A 22332-nucleotide genomic window follows, 5' to 3' on the forward strand; every position below is an offset into this window, starting at 1 on the left:
CGCGAGCTAAACTTTGCTTCTTCTAGCTTAAAGACTTACAGTTGATAAATAAAGTAAAGACGCACAACTAGTTAAATGCAAATATGGGTACTAAGTTAAAAAAAACACAGCATTCAAAAGTCGCCTTACTACTTACAGGTGGTGGCGCTCGTGCTGCTTATCAAGTGGGCGTGCTAAAAGCAGTTACTCAAAGCATGCCGCGTACTGCCCCTTTACCGTTTACTATAATTAATGGGACATCAGCAGGCGCAATTAATTCCGCTGCATTAGCATGTTATGCTTCTTGTGCTCATTTAGCGAGCAAAAAACTAGAATGGGTATGGAAGAACTTTTCTACTTCGCAAGTTTATAAAAGCGACTTCATCAGTGTTTTTCTGCATATTCTGCGCAATATGCTAACGAGCTTCCAGTCAGAGCATATAAACCACCCACCAGCGAGCTTATTGAATAACAAGCCGCTTAGAAAACTGCTCAATGAAATACTCGATTTATCACGTATTGAGCGAAATCTGCATAAAAATTATTTAGATGCTGTGTCTATTACTGCTTCTAGTTATACCACGGGTGACTCTGTGGCGTTTTTTCAGTCGCTTACTCAAAAGCCTTGGCGCCGAGCGAAGCGCGAGGGACAAGCAACACGTATAAATGTAGAGCATTTAATGGCATCAAGTGCCATTCCTATGGTTTTTCCAAGTGTGAATGTACATAACCATTATTTTGGTGATGGCTCAATCCACCAGCTATCGCCCTTGAGCCCTTCTGTGCATTTAGGCGCTGAGAAAATTTTTATCATTGGTGTAGACGAACCAAAAGCACCACATCCTCCGGGCTATCAACCACACTACCCAGGACTTTCAAATATTGCGGGTCACTTACTCGACAGTGTATTTACCGATACCTTACAGTCTGATTTAGAGCGTTTACAACGTATCAACCGAACCTTGAGCCTGTTGCCTGCTCGCGACAAACATCAAGAATTAAAGCAAATCGAAACCTGCGTGATTAACCCCTCACAGAACTTTAATGTAATTGCCGCACAGTTTTATGACGATATGCCAATGGCGATTAAAGTGTTATTACGTCTTATCGGGGTAAAAAAACGCTCGCAATCAAGCTTAACCAGCTACTTATTGTTTGAGAAGCGTTACACACAAAAGCTCATCGAGATTGGCTACCAAGATGGCCTTAATAAACTCCCTGAAATTCGTAAATTCTTAGAGCTGGATTAGCTACTCCAAACCATCCAGCAAAAACCGCTCTACTCGCTCTACTCGGCGCGGTTTACCTTGTAGCACTAAAATGTCGCCAGCCAGTAAAATAGTTTGCGATGATGGAGCGTCAATTTCACGGTCTTGCCTACGAAGTGCCCTTACAGATACACGGCGCTGTTCAAGTTTTAATTCGCTGATTTTTTGGTTCACAGCATAAGCTCGCTCGGGTAAAGCAATAACATGCAAATATTCTAGGCGGTCTGAACTTGCTTCTTCTCCATCGAGCTTGTCGCCGGTAAAAAAGCCATTTAAAAATTGGTAACGGTTACTACGTTCTTTACTTACTCTGCGGATAATGCGAGTCATAGGCACTCCCGACATATAAAGAACATGAGAAACTAGCATCAAGCTTGCCTCAAGGGTTTCGGGCACCACTTCTGTCACACCCAGTTCTTTTAGTGTTTCGAGTTCACTATCATCACGCATACGCACAAGAATCTTGACCTTGGGAGCGATTTGCTTGATGGCATCAACCACTATTTGTGTTTGCTCAAAGTCGGTAAAGGTAATGATCACTAGCCTTGCTCGCTCTACCCCAGCTGACTTTAAAATATCTTTTTGATTTACATGACCAAATATAACAGGCTCGCCAGCGGCTTTTGCTTCTTGCAATAAGATTGGATTACTCTCTACTGCTACGTACTCAATTGCCTCGGGCTTTAAAAACCGCGCGATGGTTTGTCCAACCCGTGAAAACCCACAGATCACAACATGGTTATGGTACAACGGACTACTCGCAGCGGGTTGCTGCCAATGTTGCCCTGTTTGACTTAAAAGGCCGAGTTTTTTAATAATTAACGGTGTTTTTTCGATAAGATAAGGCGTGAGTGCCATCGATAGCACCCCTACTGCAATTAAAAACGATGCTTGCTCTGCACTGATTAAAAGGTGCTGCGAAGCAAGGGCAATAAGTACAAAACCAAACTCCCCCATTTGCCAAAGCATGATCCCCGCAGAAACAGCATCTTGCTTACGCTCACCCATTACTTGAGCAGCAATCGATAACACCGCTATTTTAAAGAACAACAAGCCAACCAGTACAGTGATGATCCAATACCAACTACTAAGCACATAAAGTACATCAAGCTGCATACCTACTGTGACAAAGAACAGCCCCATTAAAATATCGCGAAATGGCCGAATATCCGCCTCTAGCTGGTGACGGTAATGACTTTCTCCTAACATCATCCCTGCTAAAAAAGCGCCTAATGCCATTGATAAGCCAAACAAGTATGTAAGCCCAGCTGCGAATAATGCAACCAATAGCGTGGTTAACATAAATAGCTCATCGGTTCTCACTAATGCGATTTCGCTAAATACCTTGGGGAGTATCCACTTACCTATAGCAAAGAGTAAAACACAAACCAATGCGCCTTTAGTGAGTGCAAACGCCAATGCGCCTACAATTTCCTCTGAGCCGCTTTGTGCTAGCAGTGGATAAACAATAAGTAATGGCACAACCGCGATGTCTTGGAATAGCAATACGCCAATGGCAAGTTGGCCTCGTCGTTGGTTAAGCTCTCCAGATTCTTTAAGTAGCTTTACAACCACTGCGGTTGAAGATAGCGCCATTAAGCTGGCAATAGTAAAACTATTTAGTAAGCTGTAATCAAGCAGCAACAAAATCAGCATAAACACAATGCTGGTGACAACCACTTGTAATGAGCCAAGGCCGAAAACGATATTACGCATAGCCCTTAAACGGGGTAACGAAAACTCTAGACCTAAACTAAATAATAAAAACACAATACCTAGCTCAGCCACAAAGTGCATTTCATGGCTTTGCGCCATCCAGCCAATACCGTGACTCCCCGCCAACACCCCAGTTGCCAGGTACGCAAGAATAGGTGGTAAGCCAATTCGTTTGAAGAACCAAACAAATAATACGGCAGCAACTAGCAAGCCAAACACTTGAATCAGCACATTTTGCAAGCAATAAACTCCCTTCTACTTGATGATAAAGCTGTAGCCTTCTTTAACTATAGCAACCATTTGTTTTTCAGCCAGTTTAAAAAAGTGGCACAAATCTCGCTAAGTAGGAGTAACTAAACACTCCGGGGGGAGAATTTTAATGGAAAATGTCCATATTTTGACGCAGCGAGTGTCTGCGCGAGGCGAATTTCTGCCGTTTTCGGCAGAGCATTACCGAATAAATGAAACAAATAATCCACATGACTTAATTGCTAAGCTGCAAACCACACTTTCAATTGAGAATATACTGACGATTTTTGCTAATCATGCAAAACAACTGATTAATTTATCGGGATTACAGTTCCAGTCTTCACTCGGCGTGTCTCAGAGTGCAGGGAGTGATACATCTCAAACGCCTTACTCTTTTGATTTAGATATCGAAAGTGAGCGTTTAGGGCAATTAATTTACTTTAGCCAATTCCCAATGGGTAAAGGCATAGAAGCTAAATTAGAACAGTTACACAGTGCGCTGGTTTATCCACTTCGTAATGCCATTATGTATAACCGCGTATTACGTTTGGCAACGAAAGATGCCCTAACAGGCTTAAATAACCGAAGTCAATTTAATGACAGTTTGGCGCAAAAGCTTGAACGTTGTCGTCGCCAAAACCGACCATTTAGCCTAATGTTGCTTGATTTAGATAATTTCAAACAAGTGAACGATAGTTTCGGTCATAAAATTGGTGATGATGTTTTACAAGAGTTCTCAGAAGTACTATGCAGTAGTGTTAGAGGAACAGACTCAATTTTTCGCTTTGGTGGCGACGAGTTTGCACTATTAATTGACGACCCAGAATTCACAACTAACAAAGTAGTTGCAGAGCGAATTATGCGGCTGGTGAAAAAGTCTAACTTGATGACACAATACCGCGTAACTTCTAGTATTGGTTATACTTTAGCAACTAACCAAGATTGCGAAAATGATGTATTTGCCCGTGCAGATAAAGGTCTGTACAAAGCTAAAGCAGCAGGAAGAAACTGCGCCAGAGCTTTTTAATTAACAGAAAGCCTAGCATCCCCCGCTAGGCTTTTTTAACTTTAAACTTATAGCAAAGTAATACCAGCCAAAAGCCAGCAAAAAAGCCGCTTAACAAGTAGAGCAGTGCAGCCATGGTGGTAAGGGGTGATACCATCACTAAGGCCAATGGCGTAAGTACACCTAAAATAAAGAATATACCACCTTTACCTGACCAATATCCTAGTAGCAATACTGAACACAACAGGCCGCCAGCTAAGGCATAAAGTAGTGTCAGTAAGCTCAAGTCTGTATAAACAAAACCAGCAATAACAGCAACTAACAGTGACAACACCAAACCTAGTGGTGCCTTATTAACTAGTGATAAACCAACATGTGGTTGTTCACTCATAGAATATCTCCCAAAAAATTCCATCTTCAACACTGTGCTCAGCGCTAGTGAAATAGCCCACTACTTGCACGAGTTGATCGTTATAAAAAATAAGTGGTGTTTGCGCACGTAACCAAGGGGCCACTTTGGCATCTTTAAACCAATGTTTTAAGGTGTTTGAGCCGGGTTTTTTTAATGGTTTTATACGTGCTTGCGGCTTATTAAATTCAACGCTTACTTGCTCATTTTTTAAAGGCTTTCTGATGCCCTTCCCCTGCTTAACGATAAGTTTACGGCCATCAGTGAGCTCTATAGGCTGTAAGTTAATATCCATTGCCTGTGGTATTGCCTGCTCAGTCACAAAGTACCAATGTTGCTGATGACGACGAACATCGCCGCTTTGCAAACAAATTTTTAGCTGCGCATCAGCTTGTGCCGTTAAACCTTGTTCAATAATTTGCTGTAGCTGATTTTCTGAAGGTAGTTGATGAGTAAACTGATTTAGCCACGCACGCACAAGATTTGCTTGTCTGGGCTTACTAAACTCCGCAATTGCCGCGCAGCTTAAACCACCCTGTGAATTTTGGCAGTGTGCAAGGTCACTTTGCGTATATTCATCGAGCAGCGATTGCTGTTGTTGTAACAGCCGAATACTGCGCGCTGCACTTTTTTCAAATCCTTGAAAACGCTCCATTAAAATAGGCAAAACTTGATGACGTAAAAAATTGCGGTCAAAGCGCTCATCAATATTTGAGTCATCGGTGATATGGCTAATGGCAAATTTAACGGCAAACTGTTCAATTTGCTCACGTGTGATATTAATCAGCGGTCGAAAACATACTCGCCCAGACGCTAATAACCGCGTTTGTGGCATTGATGCTAAGCCTTGCAGGCCTGAGCCGCGTTTAAGCCGCAACAAGAAGGTTTCGAGCTGGTCATTTAAGTGCTGACCAAGCAGTATTACACTGCCTACCTCGCAGTTTTCGTCAAGAGCTTGGTATCTTGCCTCGCGCGCTTGTGCCTCGAGTGAAGTTCGCGAGCGCTCTTGGATTTCAACGCGCACCGCTTTAAATGCTACACCGAGCTCTTCACATAGTGACTTACAAAATCCTTGCCACTCATCGGCATACTCACTCAAACCATGATTAACATACACAGCTTCAAGCTTAAGCTCTGGGCGCTGCTTTTGAACTTGGTTCATTAAATGTAACAACACAACAGAGTCAACACCGCCTGATAAGGCAACACTAAAGCAGCTGTGTTCAGCGTTCAGCAACGGCTGTAATTGTGCTAAAAAATGGTGATATAAGTCTGATGTTTGCATTAAAAACCAATGAGTATACAAGCGTCTGTGTTATCAGCATTATAAAACAAAAAAAGCCGCAAAAGCGGCTTTTTTCAATTTTAAGCAGTGTTTAGCAATAACCAAACGACATTAAACGCTTGTAACGCTGATCAAGCATTTCATCAAGTGAAAGGCCTTGTAATTCAGCTAGGTCGCGTTTAAGTTGGTTTTTAAGGTTACGTGCCATCGCATCGTAATTACGGTGCGCACCACCTAAAGGCTCTTCAATCACATTGTTGATTAAATCAAGCTCTTTAACGCGTGCTGCGGTTACACCCATTGCTTCTGCAGCTAATGGTGCTTTATCTGCGCTTTTCCATAAGATTGATGCGCAACCTTCTGGCGAGATCACAGAGTAAGTGCTGTATTGCAACATGTTAACGCGGTCACCCACACCAATTGCAAGTGCACCACCTGAACCACCTTCACCAATTACAGTACAGATCGTTGGTACTTTTAACGCAGCCATTACTTTAAGATTGCGTGCGATAGCCTCACTTTGACCACGCTCTTCAGCACCAACACCTGGGTATGCCCCTGGTGTGTCGATAAATGTCATAATTGGCATTTTAAAGCGCTCAGCCATTTCCATTAAGCGTAATGCTTTACGGTAACCTTCTGGCTTTGGCATACCAAAGTTGCGTTTGATTTTTTCAGCCGTGTCACGACCTTTTTGTTGGCCGATAACCATTACAGGTTGACCTTCAAAACGTGCAATACCACCTAATATAGCTGGGTCGTTAGCGAAGGTACGGTCGCCTGCTAGTTCGTCAAACTCCGTGAAAATGCGCTCGATGTAATCACGAGTATAAGGACGCAACGGATGACGGGCTAACTGAGAAACCTGCCAAGCACCTAATTCAGAGAAAATTTTCTCTTTCATTTCAGCACTTTTTTCTTTTAATCGACTGACTTCCTCTTCTAATCCAAGGTCTAATTCGCCAGCGCGGCTTACATTTTGTAATTCTTCAATTTTTGCTTCTAATTCTGCGATTGGAAGCTCAAAATCAAGATAATTGAGGCTCATGCTCTAAACTACCTAATTAATTAAATTCTAGTTCTACATCTTGCGCCGCCATCAATGACAACTTATGAATTAAGTCATCACTAGGCGTAACACACCATTCAGTCCCTAAGGTAATCTCAGCCAACGCATCCGGACGTTGATAGAATACTTTAATAGGACATGTACCAAACTTATAAGGTTCAAGTACTTTTTGTAAATTATCGAAGAAGTTTGCCTCGATCTGCACCATATTCAGCGTCATTTTAATCGCTTTTATACGTTTTTCTCGCGCTTCGGCAATGGTGCATATGTCTCTAGCGGTCATTGTAATGCCACCAGAGAAGTTATCAAAGCTGACCTGTCCGGATATTACCAAGATATTGTTAACTTGCAGCATATCTTGGTACATTTCAAACTGTTCTGGGAATAAGCGTACATCAATACGGGCACTCTTGTCATCTAAAGTTATAAGACCCCAACGATTTCCCTTTTTATTTATCAAGGTTCGGGCATTGATCACAAGGCCAGCCGCTGTTGACTGCACATCACGATTTGTGGGCTGCAAGTCTACTAGCCTTCCCGAGGTGTAATGCTTTAGTTCTTTACGATACTGGTTAATTGGATGGCCAGTTAAGTAAAGCCCTAAGGTCTCTTTTTCACCGTCTAGCCATTGCTTATCAGTTAAGTCTGTCGCTTTGATAAACGCCTGTTCAACTTCGTCTGGTTCAGTAGCCAATAAACCAAACAAATCTGCTTGCCCTAATGACTCTGCTTTATGATGTTGATCTGCCGCTCGCATGGCATCTTTTAAGCTCGCTAATAAGGTCGCACGACCTGGCTGGGTTTTATCTGGACCAAGTTGATCGAGTGCGCCTGCATAGATAAGTTTTTCGACCACGCGTTTGTTTATGCGTTTTAAGTCAACTCTGGCACAAAAATCAAATAAGTCTTTAAACGGGCCGCCTTCACTTCGAGCTTCTAAAATAGCTTCAACCGGTGCTTCACCCACGCCTTTAATGGCACCAATGCCATAAACAATCTCACCTTTTAGATTAACAGTAAACTTGTACTCACCGGCATTTACATCAGGCGGTAACAAGGTCAGTTTCATGTTTTCACATTCATCAACCAAGGTAACAATTTTATCGGTGTTATCCATATCCGCCGACATTACTGCCGCCATAAACTCAGCTGGATAATGGGTCTTCATCCACAGGGTTTGATACGACACCAGTGCATAAGCAGCAGAGTGCGATTTGTTAAAACCATAACCCGCGAATTTCTCTACCAAGTCGAAGATTTTCATTGCAAGTTCGCCGTCAACGCCATTATTTATAGCGCCTTCTTCAAAAGTCGAACGTTGCTTTGCCATCTCTTCAGGCTTTTTCTTACCCATTGCACGACGAAGCATGTCAGCGCCACCAAGGGTATAACCGGCAAGTACCTGCGCAATTTGCATTACTTGTTCTTGATAAAGAATGATACCGTAGGTCGGCTCAAGAATAGGCTTTAGGCTTTCATGTTGCCACTGAACGTCTGGGTAAGATATTTCTTCTCGGCCGTGCTTACGGTCGATAAAGTTATCTACCATGCCTGATTGCAATGGACCTGGGCGGAACAGTGCCACCAGTGCGATCATATCTTCGAAGCAGTCGGGCTTTAGACGACGAATAAGATCTTTCATACCACGAGATTCGAGCTGGAATACCGCGGTGGTTTCGGCGCGTAGCAATAACTCAATACTTGGCTTGTCATCAAGTGGAATGGCGTTAATATCAACCGGCTCTTTACCCTCGCGGGCTAGGCGCTCATTGGTCATATCAAGCGCCCACTGCAAGATGGTAAGCGTTCTTAAACCTAAGAAGTCAAACTTAACTAGGCCCGCCGTCTCAACGTCGTTTTTATCAAATTGAGTAACCGGGAATTTACCTTCATCATCACAATAAAGGGCCGCAAAGTCAGTGATAGTGGTTGGTGATATTACAACACCACCAGCGTGTTTACCGGCGTTACGTGTACACCCTTCGAGGATGCGACACATATCGATAAGCTCTTTTACCTCTTCATCACCGTCGTAGGCTTCTTGTAAACGAGGCTCTACATCAAACGCTTTAGCCAAGGTCATGCCCGGATCGCCCGGTACTAATTTTGAAATACGATCAACAAAGCCGTAAGGGTGACCAAGTACACGGCCTACGTCACGGATAACCGCTTTTGCAGCCATGGTACCAAAGGTGATGATCTGAGATACCGCGTCACGGCCATAAAGCGCCGCTACGTGGTCAATTACCTCATCGCGCCTATCCATACAGAAGTCGACGTCGAAATCGGGCATTGAAATACGCTCAGGGTTCAAGAAACGTTCGAAGAGTAGGTCAAACTCTAGCGGATCAAGATCGGTAATCTTCAGTGCATAAGCAACCAGTGAACCGGCACCCGAACCACGTCCTGGACCTACTGGAATATTGTTATCTTTACTCCACTGAATGAACTCCATTACGATCAAGAAGTAACCCGGGAAACCCATTTGGTTGATTACGTCGAGCTCTATTTTCAGACGCTCATCATACTCACCCCGTTTTTCTTTACGCTCTTGCTCATCAGGGAATAAAAACTGTAAACGCTCTTCAAGACCATCTTCAGAGACTTTAACCAAGAAGTCTTCAATTTTCAGTGAACCGGTTGGGTAATCAGGTAAGAAGTAAGTTCCTAGCTGCACGGTTACATTACAGCGCTTGGCAATTTCTACGGTGTTTTCTAACGCTTCTGGAATATCGCTAAATAGCTCAGCCATTTGCTCCGCTGTTTTTAGATATTGCTGCTCAGAAAAACGTTTTGGTCTGCGTTTATCTTCTAGGGTATATCCGTCATGGATTGCCACTCGGATTTCGTGGGCTTCAAAGTTTTCTGGTTTTAAAAACACCACTTCATTCGTTGCCACCACAGGTAACTGCTCTTTTGCGGCAAGCTCAACAGCCAGATGCAGATAATCTTCTTCTAGGGGGCGTTCAGTACGAATAAGCTCAATATAATAATGATCGCTAAAGTGCTGCTTATAAAAGCTAACCACAGACTCAATAAGGCCAGGGTTGCCTTTTAGTAGGGCTTTGCCTAAGTCGCCATCTTTAGCGCCTGATAATAAAATCAGGCCATTTTTATTCTCTACCAACCATTCGCGATCAACCACAGGGCGATGAAATAAATGCCCGCGCTGGTACGCTTTAGAGATCAATAAGGTAAGGTTTTTATAGCCTTCGTTATCTTTCGCTAAGATGGTAATGCGACTTGGTTCATCCTCAAATTCAGGGCTTCTTAACCAAAAGTCAGCACCAACAATAGGCTTAATCCCAGCGCCATGCGCCGCACCATAAAATCGCACCAAACCACATAAGTTCATCTGGTCAGTGATTGCCAGCGCTGGCATTTGCAACTCTTCAGCTTTAGCTACAATCGGCTTGGTTTTAGCAAGGCCGTCCACCATTGAGAAATCTGAGTGAACACGTAAGTGAACAAATTGCGGCGCAGGCATTACAATTGCTCTCCTTTCAACGCCAAAATGCGCTGAACAGGTTTAAAGCTCTTACGATGCTCTGCAATTGCCCCGTATTGTTCGAGTGCCGCAAAGTGCGCTTTAGTTGGATAGCCTTTATGACCTGCAAAGCCATAGTCAGGATAACGCTTATCAAGCTCAATCATTTCTTCGTCACGGGCAACTTTCGCTAAAATAGATGCCGCAGAAATCTCTTCAACGAGGCTGTCACCTTTTACTACCGCCTGTGCCGGCACAGTTAACTGGCTAGGCACACGATTACCATCAATAAAAACAAACTCAGGCTTTACACTTAAGCCTTCAACCGCACGGCTCATTGCAAGCATAGTGGCATGAAGAATATTTAACTCGTCAATTTCAGTTGGGCTGCAACGGCCAATGGCATAGCACAGAGCTTTTTCTTTTATTTCTATCGCTAATAATTGGCGTTTTTTATCTGTTAACTTTTTAGAATCAGCTAAACCTGCTATTGGCTTATTCGGATCAAGTATTACCGCAGCGGTAACAACATCACCCACTAATGGGCCACGGCCAACTTCATCTACACCCGCTATATAATTAACATTCGGTCGTTCAATTTGCATTTAGTAACTCCGCGACTGCAGCTGCAGCTTGTTCGTTGGCATTTAATCTTATGTCTTTATGAATAGCTAAAAAGCGCGCTCTTAATTCGCTGTTATCCGTATTCAACATAGGTGTTAGCGCAGCTGATAAGTTTTCAACATTACACTCAGTTTGTAAGTATTCTGGAACAAGTTCTTCATCGGCTAATAAATTAGGCAACGAAAAATATTTAATGTTAAAAGTGAATAGTGTTTTAAAAATCCAATAACTCAGTGGCTTAATTTTGTAGCCCACGACCATCGGCTTTTTATACAGCATGCCTTCAAGCGTTGCGGTACCTGAGGCAAGTAAAATGGCATCAGCAGCTTGCATTGCAAGGTTTGATTGACCATCCAATAATTGCAGTTTTAAATCAGGGGCTGTTCTTTCTAAAATCTCACAAAACTGTGCTTTTCGTTTTTCATTGACTAACGGCACTACAATTTTAAGATCAGGATTTTGCGCCTGTAATTTCGCTGCTGTTTGAATATAGGTTTCGCTTAAAAGCCCTACTTCAGAACCCCGGCTACCTGGTAACAAAGCAAGTACTTTATCTGTTTGTGATAAACCAAGCTGGTTACGCGCTTCGGTTTGGTCGTGCTCAAGCGCAATATCATCAGCTAATGTGTGACCCACAAATGTACAAGGTACATTGTGTTTATCGTAAAAAGCTTTTTCAAATGGCAATAGTGCCAGCACTAAATTAGTAGCCGCACTGATTTTATGTATACGTTTTTCGCGCCACGCCCACACTGATGGACTAACATATTGAATCGTTTTGATACCTGCATCTTTTAACGGTTTTTCAACACGTAAATTAAAATCAGGCGCATCAATGCCAATAAATACATCCGGTGGGTTGTCGATAAAATGCTGCACCAATTGTTTGCGTATTTTGAGTAGACGCGGTAATCGGCCAAGCACTTCGACTAAGCCCATCACTGATAATTCGTCCATATCGAATAATGTATTGCAACCAGCCGCTTGCATACGCGGGCCCGCAATCCCCTCAAAAATAGCATCAGGAAAACGGCGTTTAAGTGCTTTTATTAACCCTTCACCTAAAATATCACCTGATAACTCACCTGCCACCAAGGCAATACGTAACGGCTTTGTATGTTCTTTCATTCGTTGATAATTCGCAACTTTTGGCACTAATGTAAATGAGTTTACCGTGTTTTAGCAGTCGGATAAATGTCACAGAGTTAATAAATACTAGAAATCGAAATTACGCTAAAAAGTCGTCGATTCTTTATACACAGTTTACCGCTCAAAGTAGCGGTAGATAATTAGTCAGATTCTTAAAAATAATAAAAATTAACTAAGTAAGCCATAGTAAATGAGCTTTTTATAACGATTAAATATTTGAAAGTGTAGAGCATTATCTCTAACCTGTAGAAAAGATATACAGAGGCTGTCTGTCTTTTTTTCGTACTTTTCTATTGACTAAAATGGATACAAGGTTAGAATTCACAAAGTTTCAATAATTACTGAAACTTTATAACTTATTTTTGTCGTGTCTACCGCACCCGCTAACAAGGAGCTAAACGATGATAGATGAAACATTTGTGGATCTATCGCGATTGCAATTTGCAATCACTGCCCTATTTCACTTCCTATTTGTTCCACTTACCTTAGGTATGACGTGGATTTTGGTGATCATGGAATCCGTTTACGTGATGACTGGTCGCGAAATTTATCGTGATATGACTAAGTTCTGGGGGAAATTGTTTGGTATCAACTTTGCGATTGGTGTGGCCACGGGTCTAACTATGGAGTTTGAGTTTGGTACCAATTGGTCTTATTACTCTCACTATGTGGGCGATATTTTTGGCGCACCACTGGCAATTGAAGGCTTAATGGCTTTCTTTTTAGAATCGACTTTTGTGGGTATGTTCTTTTTAGGCTGGGAGCGTTTGAGTAAACGTCAGCATCTAGGTGCAACCTTCTTAATGGCATTAGGGACTAATTTATCTGCACTATGGATTTTAGTCGCAAATGGTTGGATGCAAAATCCGGTAGGTGCTGAATTCAATTACCAAACCATGCGTATGGAAATGACCAGCTTTGCTGAACTAGTATTTAACCCTGTTGCACAAGTTAAGTTTATTCATACTGTATCAGCTGGTTATGTTGCAGCATCTATGTTTGTACTGGGTATTAGTAGTTGGTACATCTTAAAAGGTCGTGACCTTGCTTTTGCCAAACGCTCATTTTCGGTCGCATCAGGGTTTGGTTTAGCGTCTATTTTGTGTGTGATTTTACTGGGTGATGAATCTGGCTACGAAGTTGGCGAGGTGCAAAAAGTAAAACTCGCAACGATTGAAGCTGAGTGGCACACCGAAGAGGCCCCTGCCGCATTTACGCTGGTAGGTATTCCTGACTCAGAAGAGCAAGTCACTCACGCCGCTGTAAAAATCCCCTACGCACTGGGTATTATTGCTACTCGCTCAATTGACGAGCAAGTAACGGGCATTAAAGACCTTGAAGAGCAGCATGAAAAGCGTATTCGTAATGGCATGATTGCATACGAATACTTAGAAAAGCTTCGCAGCGGTGAAGACACTCCTGAAAACATTGCAAAATTCGATACCTTAAAAGCTGATTTAGGCTATGGTTTGCTACTTAAGCGCTATACGCCTAACGTGGTTGATGCAACAGAAGAGCACATTCAAAAAGCAGTGAAAGATTCAATCCCTCAAGTGGGCCCAATGTTCTGGTCATTTAGGATCATGGTTGGTTGTGGTGTGATCATGCTTGGCGTATTTGTCTTATCGTTTTATTACAACGCACACCGAATTATTGAGCAAAAGCGTTGGTTATTGTGGGCTGCGGTATGGAGTATTCCACTGCCTTGGATTGCTATTGAGTTTGGTTGGATTGTTGCTGAATACGGCCGTCAACCGTGGGCTATTTCGGAAATTTTACCGACCTTCTTGGCAACCTCATCACTGACGGTCAATGACCTATTGATTAGTATTACTGGTTTCTTAGTATTCTACACAGGTCTTGCTGCGGTTGAAGGTTGGCTGATGCTGCGCTTTATAAAACAAGGGCCAAGCTCGCTTCATACTGGTAAATATCACCATGAACTTGTCAAAGCAGATAGTCTTGCAAGCCAAGGAGCTCAATCATGATTTTTGATTACGAAACTCTTAAACTAATTTGGTGGCTGTTAATTGGTGTATTACTGATTGGCTTTGCAGTGACCGATGGTATGGACATGGGTGTGGCTATTTTGCTTCGCCTAGTGGGTAAAACCGATGTTGAACGCCGAACGGTTATTAACACCATTGGTGCTCACTGGGATGGTAACCAAGTTTGGTTCATCACTGCTGGGGGGGCGCTTTTTGCAGCCTGGCCTATGGTCTACGCGGCTGCGTTCTCTGGCTTTTACTTTGCCATGATGCTGGTATTATTTGCGCTATTTTTCAGACCACTTGGCTTTGATTACCGCTCAAAAATAGATTCACCGCGCTGGCGTAATAACTGGGATTGGGGCCTATTTGCAGGTAGTTTTATTCCGGCTCTAGTATTTGGTGTGGCATTTGGTAACTTGCTACAAGGTGTGCCTTATCACATTGATGACCTACTGCGTGTTAGCTACCAAGGCTCATTCTTCGCGCTATTAAATCCATTTGCCATTGTTGCAGGCCTTGTGAGTGTACTTATGCTCGTTGGCCACGCTGGTATGTGGCTACAACTTCGTACTGATGCGGAGGTTGCAAAACGCTCAGCACAATATGGCCGATATGCACTGATGGCGTTTATTGTATTGTTTGCTTTAGCAGGTGTGTGGGTATCTCAACTTGATGGTTATACAATCGTCAGCATGGGCGATACTCAAGGCTATGCCAACCCACTGGCTAAAACAGTCAAGCAGGCACCGGGTGCATGGCTTGATAACTATACAAAAATGCCATTAACCATGCTGTTCCCTGCCCTTGCATTCGTTATGGCGGCATTGGCAATAGTGTTATCTAAATTACAAAAACCAGCGATGGCACTGATCGCTTCAAGCCTAATGCTTGCTGGCGTGATACTCACTGCGGGTATGTCAATGTTCCCGTTTGTTATGCCTTCGAGCAACAACCCTAATATTAGTTTAACCATGTGGGATGCGGTTTCGAGCCATATGACACTTAACGTGATGTTTATTGCTGCGGTTATTTTTGTACCACTTATTCTTATCTACACAACATGGTGTTATGTGAAGATGTGGCGCAAAGTAACCATCAGTGAAATTGAAAACAACACTCACGGTAGCTATTAAGGAGATTAAAATATGTGGTATTTTGCCTGGATTTTAGGTGTTCTATTAGCCTGTACACTGGGAGTGATCAACGTAATGTGGTACGAATTTCACCAACATAAAGATTCGATTGCTGATGATGAGCTAGAGCTGTACGCGAGACTCAAAAACACCGATGACAACTAAACCCCGACCAAATCGCGCGCAGCAGCAAACGCTGCGCGCTTTTTTAAAGCAGTATAGCCAGTCCGCTTCAGGACTTCTTAAATTAAGCATTAGTCTGGGCACACTCAATGCCCTGTTAATGATTGCCTCTTGTTACCTTCTTGCGAACGCGGTTCATCAAGTTATGTTTGAACAAGCAAACTTGCAAGCCGTAAGCCCATTGTTATGGCCTCTTGCGGGGCTCATTTTAGTTCGTGCTTTGTTGGTTGCGCTAAGTGAACGGGTGAGTAACCTTGCCGCGTTAAAAATAAAAAACGTGATGCGTAATACATTGCTAGAAAAGCTCAGCAAACTTGGGCCAGCATACACTGAACAAAAAGGTCACGGCGCAACACTTAACACCTTACATAATGGGGTTGAAGCACTGCATCAATATTACGCCAACTACATTCCAAGTGTGGCTTACAGTGCACTTATTCCATTAGCGATATTAGTGGTGATTTTTCCAACTGATTACAAAGCAGGCCTCATATTCCTTTTAACAGCCCCGCTTATCCCCTTTTTTATGATTTTAGTGGGCCATAAAGCGGAGCAGTTAAACCAAGAACGCTGGCAACAGCTAGCGGTACTTGGCAATTACTTTTTTGACCGATTACAAGGACTGACTCAACTTAAGCTTTTTAATGCAACCAAGCGTGAGCTAAATAGCATAAGTCAGATATCTGATGATTACCGTGGTGCAACTATGGGGGTGCTGAAAGTTGCCTTTTTATCGTCTTTCGCCCTTGAGTTTTTAGCAACCATTAGTGTTGCCCTTGTTGCTGTGATCATTGGCTTTAGATTATTTTTTGGTACGCTCGATTTTGCGACCGGTTTTGTGGTGCTATTACTGGCCCCTGAGTTTTACTTACCACTTCGGCAAATGGGCACTCATTATCATGCAAAACTCGAAGGGATCAGCGCCGCTGCTGATATGGTCGATATAATCAATCAAAGCGACGCCGATGAACATTTGGGTACCTCTAAACTTGAGTTACCGATAAAAGACATACAGCTGAATGCGCTTACTTTTCACTACCCTGAGACAAACGAAGGGGTGACTGATATCAGCTTAAGCCTGCCAAGCACAGGCTTAGTTGCCTTTGTAGGTGAAAGCGGCTCGGGTAAAAGTACTTTGTTTGATTGTCTATTGGGTTTTCATCATCAAGCCAACAATGCCATTCACATTAACGGACAGCCACTGAGCGATACCGCCTTAGCTGATTGGCAAGCACAGCTTGCGTGGATCCCACAACAAGCCACATTATTTTATCGAACCGTTGCAGAGAACCTACGATTAGCAAAACCAGATGCAAGCCAAGCTGAACTTGAGGAAGCGGCTAATAAAGCTGGTGCGCTTGAGTTTATAAACGCCCTACCTAATGGCTTTGATACACAGCTTGGTGAACAAGGAGAAGGCCTCTCAGGGGGGCAAAAGCAGCGTATTGCCCTTGCCCGTGCATTTTTAAAAAATGCCCCTGTGCTAATGCTTGATGAGCCTACAGCTCACTTAGACAGCCAAACAGAGCATTTAATCAACCAAGCAATCCGAGATTATGCAAAAGATCATTTAGTGCTGGTTATTGCTCACCGACTGAATACAGTTAAACATGCCGACACCATTTACGTTATGCAACAAGGTCAAATTGTTGAGTCTGGTCATTATCAGCAACTCACCGAACAAGCAGGCCTATTTGCTAAGCTTGTGAGCCAAGGTGAAGCCCATGCATAACTTCATACGTTTATTAAAACTTTGCAAACCTCATGCAAGCATGCTGCTTTTGGGGGCTTTTTTAGCAAGCTTAACGGTACTTGCAAATGTCGGTTTACTCGCCATCTCGGGCTGGTTTTTAGCAGCCATGGCAGCGGCGGGTATTGCCGGTGTGCAGATGAACTACTTTACCCCTGCAGGGGTGATCCGCTTTTTAGCTATCGTGCGCACAGCGTCTCGTTACGGCGAGCGAATGATAACTCATAACGCTACCTTTTTGTTACTGAGCGAAATTCGCGTAAAAATGTTCAAGATTCTTAGCCAACTCAACAACGTTGACTTAGCAATGACTCGTAGTAGCGACTTGTTCAACCGCCTACAAAACGATGTTGATGCGTTAGATAAGTTTTACCTAAATGTGCTGCTGCCAATTATCGTCGCTCTTATCAGTATTCCTATCGTAATGGCATTCATGGCAATGTATAACGCTGATGTTGCGTTGCTATGCTTTATTTCATTAATGATTATTGGCGTGTTACTTCCGGCTCTATTGAGCCATAAACTTCGCCAACAAGCACATGCTGAAACACAGCTTTCAGCAGAGTTAAGATCTGAGCTTGCTGATACACTATCAGGTGCCAGAGAGCTGGCTGTATATCAAGCACACGCCGCGCAGCTTGCCCATTGTGATTCACTCAGTAAGCAATACAACAGCTTGCTATATAATCGACACAAAGCCATAGCAAACAGTAATGGCTTAAGCACTTTGGTGATCCAACTCACCATGCTTGCCAGTGTATTTATGATAATTCCACTGGTCGCAACAGCTACTATGAAAAACGTTGAACTAGCTATGCTCGCGTTATTTGTATTAGCCAGCTTTGAGACTGTACTAACTTTGCCAAGTGCGTTTATAGAATTACCAAATGCTGTAAGCGCAGCACAGCGACTATTTACACTTGAAGACAAACTCGAAGAGCATAATGAACAGAAGCAAACACATGCAATACCACACAGTGCTCTTGGCCTTGAGTTCAAAAATGTTAATTACCGATACCAAGGCGCAACCAGTAACGCACTGAATGAAATTAACTTATCAATTGCTTCAGGCAGTAAATTAGCTCTAGTTGGTGCCAGCGGCAGTGGCAAAACCACTCTGGTTAACTTACTAACAGGGCTTTGGCCTATCCAATCAGGCACGCTTGAACTAACCACTAAAGAAAATACTTTTGAGCTAAGCAAGCTTAGTCATCAGCAGCGCTTCAAATGCATGACTATCGTGGCTCAGCAGCATCATATTTTTGATGGCACGCTTCGGGAGAATCTTCGCTATGCAGCTTTTGATGCGACAGATGAAATGCTTATTGAAGCCTGTGAACAAGCAGAACTTGGCTCATGGTTAAGCAATTTAAAAGATGGGCTAAACACTCGTTTAGGCACCGCAGGCAGAAAGCTATCTCATGGTCAGTCGCGTCGTGTTGCCATTGCCCAAGCTCTATTAAGGCAAGGTAATTTAATCATTCTTGATGAGCCAACAGAGAGTCTAGATAACCACACTAAGCAAAACTTGCTGACTACGCTTGAGAAAATATGGGCAGATAAAACCATGCTAACCATTACTCACGACCCAGCAATGCTAAGTCGTGTTGATAAAGTGATTTGGTTAGAACAAGGACAAGTGAGAGCCCTTGCAAGTCATGCTGAATTAGTTGCTAATGAAGCTGACTACGTAGAGCTTATTACCCGCTTTTAATCTAGCTGTTCAACGGTAACGTCAATCACACCTTGCTTTGTTGATGCGATTTGTGAAAACGCCTTTTTTGATAAATCAATAATGCGACCGCGGATAAATGGGCCGCGGTCATTAATGGTCACAATCACGCTTTTATTATTAGCAATATTAGTGACTTTTACTTTACTACCAAAGCCAAGTGTTTGATGAGCCGCGCTCAATGCCTGTTGATTAAATACCTCACCACTTGCAGTAGTTCGGCCATGATATTTATCAGCGTAATAACTGGCTTTGCCTTTTTCTATCGTTCCCTTAGTTACCGAAGGCGCAGTACTACAACCAGTTATAATTAAACTTAATAAAGCAAAGAGGATAAGTTTGTTCATATTATTGAATCCTTTTTTTGCCATAAAGGTAGCAAGCGCTTACTTAGCGAAACCTGAACTATACTGATTTACCTAATTAAGCGAATTAGTATAAAAACAAAAAAGCCACCTTACGGTGGCTTTTAGTGTATCGCTTATAATTAGCGAATAATGCCGCGCTCAGAGCTTTTCACAAAGTCTATCATCAGCTGAACAGCAGGATACTTTGCTGCATCTTCAGTTAACTCGGCGATAGCTTCTTCAACACCTAAACTCTTACGGTAAAGCGTTTTATATGCACGACGGGTTGCCATAACTTCATCACTTTCAAAACCACGGCGTTTCATGCCTTCAGTATTGATTGCTACAGGGCCAGCCGGCGTGCCAATAGTAGTTACAAATGGTGGTACATCTTTATTTACGCCAGAGTACATACCTACAAAGGCATGAGCACCAATTTTACAAAATTGATGAACACCAGAGTTACCCGCGAGAATAACCCAGTCACCTACGTGTACGTGACCAGCAACAGAGGCATTGTTAGCAAATATAACGTTATCACCAATTACAGCATCATGTGCAACATGGGTGTACGCCATAAATAAGTTGTTACTACCAATTTTTGTCACACCTTGGTCTTGGATAGTACCACGGTGAATTGTTGCACACTCACGGATCACATTGTTATCACCCATGATCAGCGTAGTTGGTTCATTCGCGTATTTTTTGTCTTGGCAAGCTTCACCAACCGATGCAAATTGAAAAATATGGTTACCAGAACCAATCGTCGATGGGCCTTTAACAACCACATGAGATTCGATGATACAGTTGTCACCAATAGTTACATCGTTTCCGATATAGCTATAAGGGCCAACTGACACATTTTTGCCAAGTTTTGCACCTGGTTCGATTATTGCCGTAGGATGAATCACTATTAAAACTCTCTTCTCGCACACATGATTTCGGCAGTACACACCACTTTGCCGTCAACTTTTGCTTCTGCTGCAAACTTCCATATATTGCGGCGCTCTTTTACAAACTCTACATGCAAATGCATGGTATCGCCAGGTAATACCGGCTGTTTGAATCGTGCATTATCAATCGCAGCAAATAAATACAGTTCATTGTCACTACGGTTTTCAACTGTTTTAAAACCTAACAAGCCCGTAGCTTGAGCCATTGCTTCTAGGATCAACACACCAGGAAAAATTGGTTGGTTAGGGAAATGACCCGTAAAAATAGGTTCGTTCACTGTTACATTTTTAATTGCATGTAACGACTTGCCTGGCGTGTAATCTAATACACGGTCAACAAGTAGCATCGGATAACGATGCGGAAGTAAACTCAAGATATCTTGGATATCAAGACTATTTAATTCATTTGCCAAAATAGCATCCTTATTTGTCTTCAATATTGAGTGACTTTGTTAGAGACTCAAGTGCTTTAATGCGGTCTTTCATATCACCGAGGTTTCGGATATGGGCAATACTACGTCGCCATTCTTTATTGGTTAGATGTGGCAAGCCCGAAGAATAAATCCCAGGTTCTGTGATTGCCTTAGTCACCATACTCATGCCGGTGATTATAGCACCATCGCATACGCTAATGTGACCATTAATTGCAACCATGCCACCAATCTGACAATTCCGACCAATAACTGTACTGCCAGCAAATACCGTACAACCAGCAACTGCAGTACCTGAACCGATCTCGACATTATGCGCTATTTGACATTGATTATCGATAATTACATTACTATGAATGATAGTATCGTCAAGTGCACCACGGTCAATGGTCGTTGATGCACCTACTTCAACCTTGTTACCAATAATTACACGGCCTAGCTGTGGAATTTTAATCCACTCACCACGCTCATTCGCATAGCCAAAACCATCGCTACCCACAACTGTATTCGCTTGAAATAAGCAGTCACTGCCGATTTCGACTTCATGGTAAACACATACATTTGCCCAAAGCTTAGTGCCTTGGCCAATTTTTGTATTTTCACCGATAAAGCAGCCTGGACCAAGTTGTACGTCGTTGCCGATTACAGCCCCCGCTTCAATCACCACATTAGCAGCGATCGCGACATTATCACCAATACTGGCTGAATCGTGAATGACTGCACTTGGGTGAATACCAGTAGCAGCTGAACGCGGCGTGGTATCCATAAGCTGGGCAAGCTTGGCGTAACATACATAGGGGTTAGCAACCACAAGCTTATTGCCTGTAAAAAACGCTGCATCAGCCTCGGATAAAATCACCGCACTGGCTAATGTATCGTTCAATTGTGAGCGATATTTCTTGTTCGCTAAAAATGCAATATGCCCAGGTTGGGCATTTGCAAGTGTTGATATTTTTGTAATCTCTGTGGCGCCATCACCCTGAAGTTCGGCGCCTAAAAGATCCGCAATCTGCGAAAGCGTGTAATTATGCATATATGATTTCTATTGCTTACTTACTTTTTCAACTACTTTATCTGATAAATCAGATACTGTTTTAGGGTTAAAATAAATTGTTGTTTCTTTAACTTTAACTTCATCAAACTTGCCAGCTTTAGCCACTTCTTCGATTGCATCTAAGATTAGCTTTTGAACTTTAGCTAACTCTTGGTTTTGACGCATCTTGATTTCTTGCTCTAAAGGACGGCCTTTTTCAGCAAGTTGTTGCTGCATACCTTGAATCTTAGTACGTAATTCATCTTTCTGCTTATCGCTCATCGTTGTTGATTCACGCTTGAACTTTTCAGCTTCAAAACGAATATCGCCTTGTAACTTTTCTAACTCTTGACGACGCTCAGAAAACTCAGCTTCAAGTGACTGCTCAACTTTCGCCATTTGAGGGATTTGCTTGTAAATTTCTTGCATATCAACAACACCTACTTTGTGCGCAAATGCATTTGTTGAAAGGCCCATAGATAAAGTAGCAAGCAATGCGAAGGCTGTTGATTTAATTGATTTTTTCACGTAAAAACTC

19 protein-coding genes are annotated in these 22332 nt (G+C 42.7%); 7 read left to right on the top strand and 12 right to left on the bottom strand.

Annotated features, from left to right (window positions below):
- The first annotated feature begins 83 nt into the window (after positions 1 to 83).
- Positions 84 to 1229 (top strand): patatin-like phospholipase family protein, encoded by a 1146-nt coding sequence (locus tag NH454_RS00545; RefSeq protein WP_135924030.1) that lies wholly within the window; start codon positions 84 to 86, stop codon positions 1227 to 1229.
- On the opposite strand, the gene NH454_RS00550 is transcribed toward NH454_RS00545, so the two are convergent.
- Positions 1230 to 3203, bottom strand: a complete 1974-nt coding sequence (locus NH454_RS00550) for a monovalent cation:proton antiporter family protein (protein ID WP_235382015.1) — start codon at positions 3201 to 3203, stop codon at positions 1230 to 1232.
- A 139-nt stretch (positions 3204 to 3342) separates the two neighbouring features.
- On the opposite strand from NH454_RS00550, the gene NH454_RS00555 reads away from it, so the two are divergent.
- Positions 3343 to 4239, top strand: a complete 897-nt coding sequence (locus NH454_RS00555; protein ID WP_135924028.1) for a GGDEF domain-containing protein — start codon at positions 3343 to 3345, stop codon at positions 4237 to 4239.
- A 25-nt stretch (positions 4240 to 4264) separates the two neighbouring features.
- Here the strand turns inward: NH454_RS00555 and NH454_RS00560 are convergent, their stop codons facing one another.
- The 6 genes from NH454_RS00560 to lpxB all read right to left on the bottom strand — a co-directional run bounded on the left by NH454_RS00560 (position 4265) and on the right by lpxB (position 12220).
- On the bottom strand, positions 4265 to 4609 hold the full coding sequence (locus NH454_RS00560) for a hypothetical protein (protein ID WP_135924027.1): 345 nt from the start codon (positions 4607 to 4609) through the stop codon (positions 4265 to 4267).
- Positions 4602 to 5912: a tRNA lysidine(34) synthetase TilS gene (tilS, locus tag NH454_RS00565; RefSeq protein WP_235382016.1), complete on the bottom strand. Its 1311-nt coding sequence runs from the start codon at positions 5910 to 5912 to the stop codon at positions 4602 to 4604. The genes NH454_RS00560 and tilS overlap by 8 nt, the downstream gene beginning before the upstream one ends.
- A gap of 91 nt (positions 5913 to 6003) precedes the next feature.
- Positions 6004 to 6960, bottom strand: a complete 957-nt coding sequence (gene accA, locus NH454_RS00570) for an acetyl-CoA carboxylase carboxyl transferase subunit alpha (RefSeq protein ID WP_135924025.1) — start codon at positions 6958 to 6960, stop codon at positions 6004 to 6006.
- 16 nt (positions 6961 to 6976) lie between these two features.
- Positions 6977 to 10468, bottom strand: coding sequence for a DNA polymerase III subunit alpha (dnaE, locus tag NH454_RS00575; protein WP_235382017.1), 3492 nt, complete (start codon positions 10466 to 10468; stop codon positions 6977 to 6979).
- On the bottom strand, positions 10468 to 11073 hold the full coding sequence (gene rnhB, locus NH454_RS00580; protein WP_199525896.1) for a ribonuclease HII: 606 nt from the start codon (positions 11071 to 11073) through the stop codon (positions 10468 to 10470). The genes dnaE and rnhB overlap by 1 nt, the downstream gene beginning before the upstream one ends.
- Entirely contained in the window at positions 11063 to 12220 is a 1158-nt protein-coding gene (lpxB, locus tag NH454_RS00585) for a lipid-A-disaccharide synthase (RefSeq protein ID WP_235382018.1), read from the bottom strand. The genes rnhB and lpxB overlap by 11 nt, the downstream gene beginning before the upstream one ends.
- 422 nt (positions 12221 to 12642) lie before the next feature.
- On the opposite strand from lpxB, the gene NH454_RS00590 reads away from it, so the two are divergent.
- From NH454_RS00590 to cydC, 5 genes are read left to right on the top strand one after another with little or no spacing between them, the layout of a single operon-like run.
- Positions 12643 to 14229, top strand: a complete 1587-nt coding sequence (locus tag NH454_RS00590; protein ID WP_135924021.1) for a cytochrome ubiquinol oxidase subunit I — start codon at positions 12643 to 12645, stop codon at positions 14227 to 14229.
- Positions 14226 to 15365: a cytochrome d ubiquinol oxidase subunit II gene (gene cydB, locus NH454_RS00595; protein WP_235382019.1), complete on the top strand. Its 1140-nt coding sequence runs from the start codon at positions 14226 to 14228 to the stop codon at positions 15363 to 15365. Before NH454_RS00590 ends, cydB begins: the two co-directional genes overlap by 4 nt.
- A gap of 12 nt (positions 15366 to 15377) precedes the next feature.
- Entirely contained in the window at positions 15378 to 15530 is a 153-nt protein-coding gene (cydX, locus tag NH454_RS00600) for a cytochrome bd-I oxidase subunit CydX (protein WP_054553108.1), read from the top strand.
- Positions 15520 to 17280, top strand: a complete 1761-nt coding sequence (cydD, locus tag NH454_RS00605; protein WP_253038034.1) for a thiol reductant ABC exporter subunit CydD — start codon at positions 15520 to 15522, stop codon at positions 17278 to 17280. The genes cydX and cydD overlap by 11 nt, the downstream gene beginning before the upstream one ends.
- Positions 17273 to 19012, top strand: coding sequence for a thiol reductant ABC exporter subunit CydC (gene cydC, locus NH454_RS00610; RefSeq protein ID WP_235382021.1), 1740 nt, complete (start codon positions 17273 to 17275; stop codon positions 19010 to 19012). The genes cydD and cydC overlap by 8 nt, the downstream gene beginning before the upstream one ends.
- On the opposite strand, the gene NH454_RS00615 is transcribed toward cydC, so the two are convergent.
- From NH454_RS00615 to NH454_RS00635, 5 genes are all read right to left on the bottom strand, one after another.
- Positions 19009 to 19377 carry a septal ring lytic transglycosylase RlpA family protein gene (locus NH454_RS00615; RefSeq protein WP_135924017.1) on the bottom strand — a complete coding sequence of 123 codons (369 nt, stop codon included), beginning with the start codon at positions 19375 to 19377 and terminating at the stop codon, positions 19009 to 19011. The two genes, cydC and NH454_RS00615, sit on opposite strands and share 4 nt — an antisense overlap.
- Positions 19378 to 19517: 140 nt before the next feature.
- A complete protein-coding gene (lpxA, locus tag NH454_RS00620; protein ID WP_135924016.1) occupies positions 19518 to 20288 on the bottom strand; it encodes an acyl-ACP--UDP-N-acetylglucosamine O-acyltransferase in 771 nt (256 codons plus the stop codon).
- A gap of 2 nt (positions 20289 to 20290) precedes the next feature.
- The gene (gene fabZ / locus NH454_RS00625) at positions 20291 to 20743 is read right to left on the bottom strand and encodes a 3-hydroxyacyl-ACP dehydratase FabZ (RefSeq protein WP_135924015.1); all 453 of its coding nucleotides are present in this window, start codon (positions 20741 to 20743) and stop codon (positions 20291 to 20293) included.
- A 10-nt stretch (positions 20744 to 20753) separates the two neighbouring features.
- Entirely contained in the window at positions 20754 to 21794 is a 1041-nt protein-coding gene (gene lpxD / locus NH454_RS00630; RefSeq protein ID WP_135924014.1) for a UDP-3-O-(3-hydroxymyristoyl)glucosamine N-acyltransferase, read from the bottom strand.
- A 9-nt stretch (positions 21795 to 21803) separates the two neighbouring features.
- Positions 21804 to 22322, bottom strand: coding sequence for an OmpH family outer membrane protein (locus NH454_RS00635; RefSeq protein WP_135924013.1), 519 nt, complete (start codon positions 22320 to 22322; stop codon positions 21804 to 21806).
- Positions 22323 to 22332: the final 10 nt, after the last annotated feature.

It is taken from the genome of Pseudoalteromonas sp. Ps84H-4, from assembly GCF_024124645.1.
In the GTDB taxonomy this organism is placed as follows: Bacteria; Pseudomonadota; Gammaproteobacteria; order Enterobacterales; family Alteromonadaceae; genus Pseudoalteromonas; species Pseudoalteromonas lipolytica_C.

Coding starts and splice junctions, on each gene's coding strand:
- NH454_RS00590 (WP_135924021.1), top strand. CDS start 12,643: ATGATAGATGAAACATTTGTGGATCTATCGCGATTGCAATTTGCAATC.
- cydX (WP_054553108.1), top strand. CDS start 15,378: ATGTGGTATTTTGCCTGGATTTTAGGTGTTCTATTAGCCTGTACACTG.
- NH454_RS00615 (WP_135924017.1), bottom strand. CDS start 19,377: ATGAACAAACTTATCCTCTTTGCTTTATTAAGTTTAATTATAACTGGT.
- dnaE (WP_235382017.1), bottom strand. CDS start 10,468: ATGCCTGCGCCGCAATTTGTTCACTTACGTGTTCACTCAGATTTCTCA.
- rnhB (WP_199525896.1), bottom strand. CDS start 11,073: ATGCAAATTGAACGACCGAATGTTAATTATATAGCGGGTGTAGATGAA.
- cydD (WP_253038034.1), top strand. CDS start 15,520: ATGACAACTAAACCCCGACCAAATCGCGCGCAGCAGCAAACGCTGCGC.
- accA (WP_135924025.1), bottom strand. CDS start 6,960: ATGAGCCTCAATTATCTTGATTTTGAGCTTCCAATCGCAGAATTAGAA.
- lpxB (WP_235382018.1), bottom strand. CDS start 12,220: ATGAAAGAACATACAAAGCCGTTACGTATTGCCTTGGTGGCAGGTGAG.
- cydB (WP_235382019.1), top strand. CDS start 14,226: ATGATTTTTGATTACGAAACTCTTAAACTAATTTGGTGGCTGTTAATT.
- NH454_RS00560 (WP_135924027.1), bottom strand. CDS start 4,609: ATGAGTGAACAACCACATGTTGGTTTATCACTAGTTAATAAGGCACCA.
- cydC (WP_235382021.1), top strand. CDS start 17,273: ATGCATAACTTCATACGTTTATTAAAACTTTGCAAACCTCATGCAAGC.
- NH454_RS00545 (WP_135924030.1), top strand. CDS start 84: ATGGGTACTAAGTTAAAAAAAACACAGCATTCAAAAGTCGCCTTACTA.
- tilS (WP_235382016.1), bottom strand. CDS start 5,912: ATGCAAACATCAGACTTATATCACCATTTTTTAGCACAATTACAGCCG.
- NH454_RS00555 (WP_135924028.1), top strand. CDS start 3,343: ATGGAAAATGTCCATATTTTGACGCAGCGAGTGTCTGCGCGAGGCGAA.
- lpxD (WP_135924014.1), bottom strand. CDS start 21,794: ATGCATAATTACACGCTTTCGCAGATTGCGGATCTTTTAGGCGCCGAA.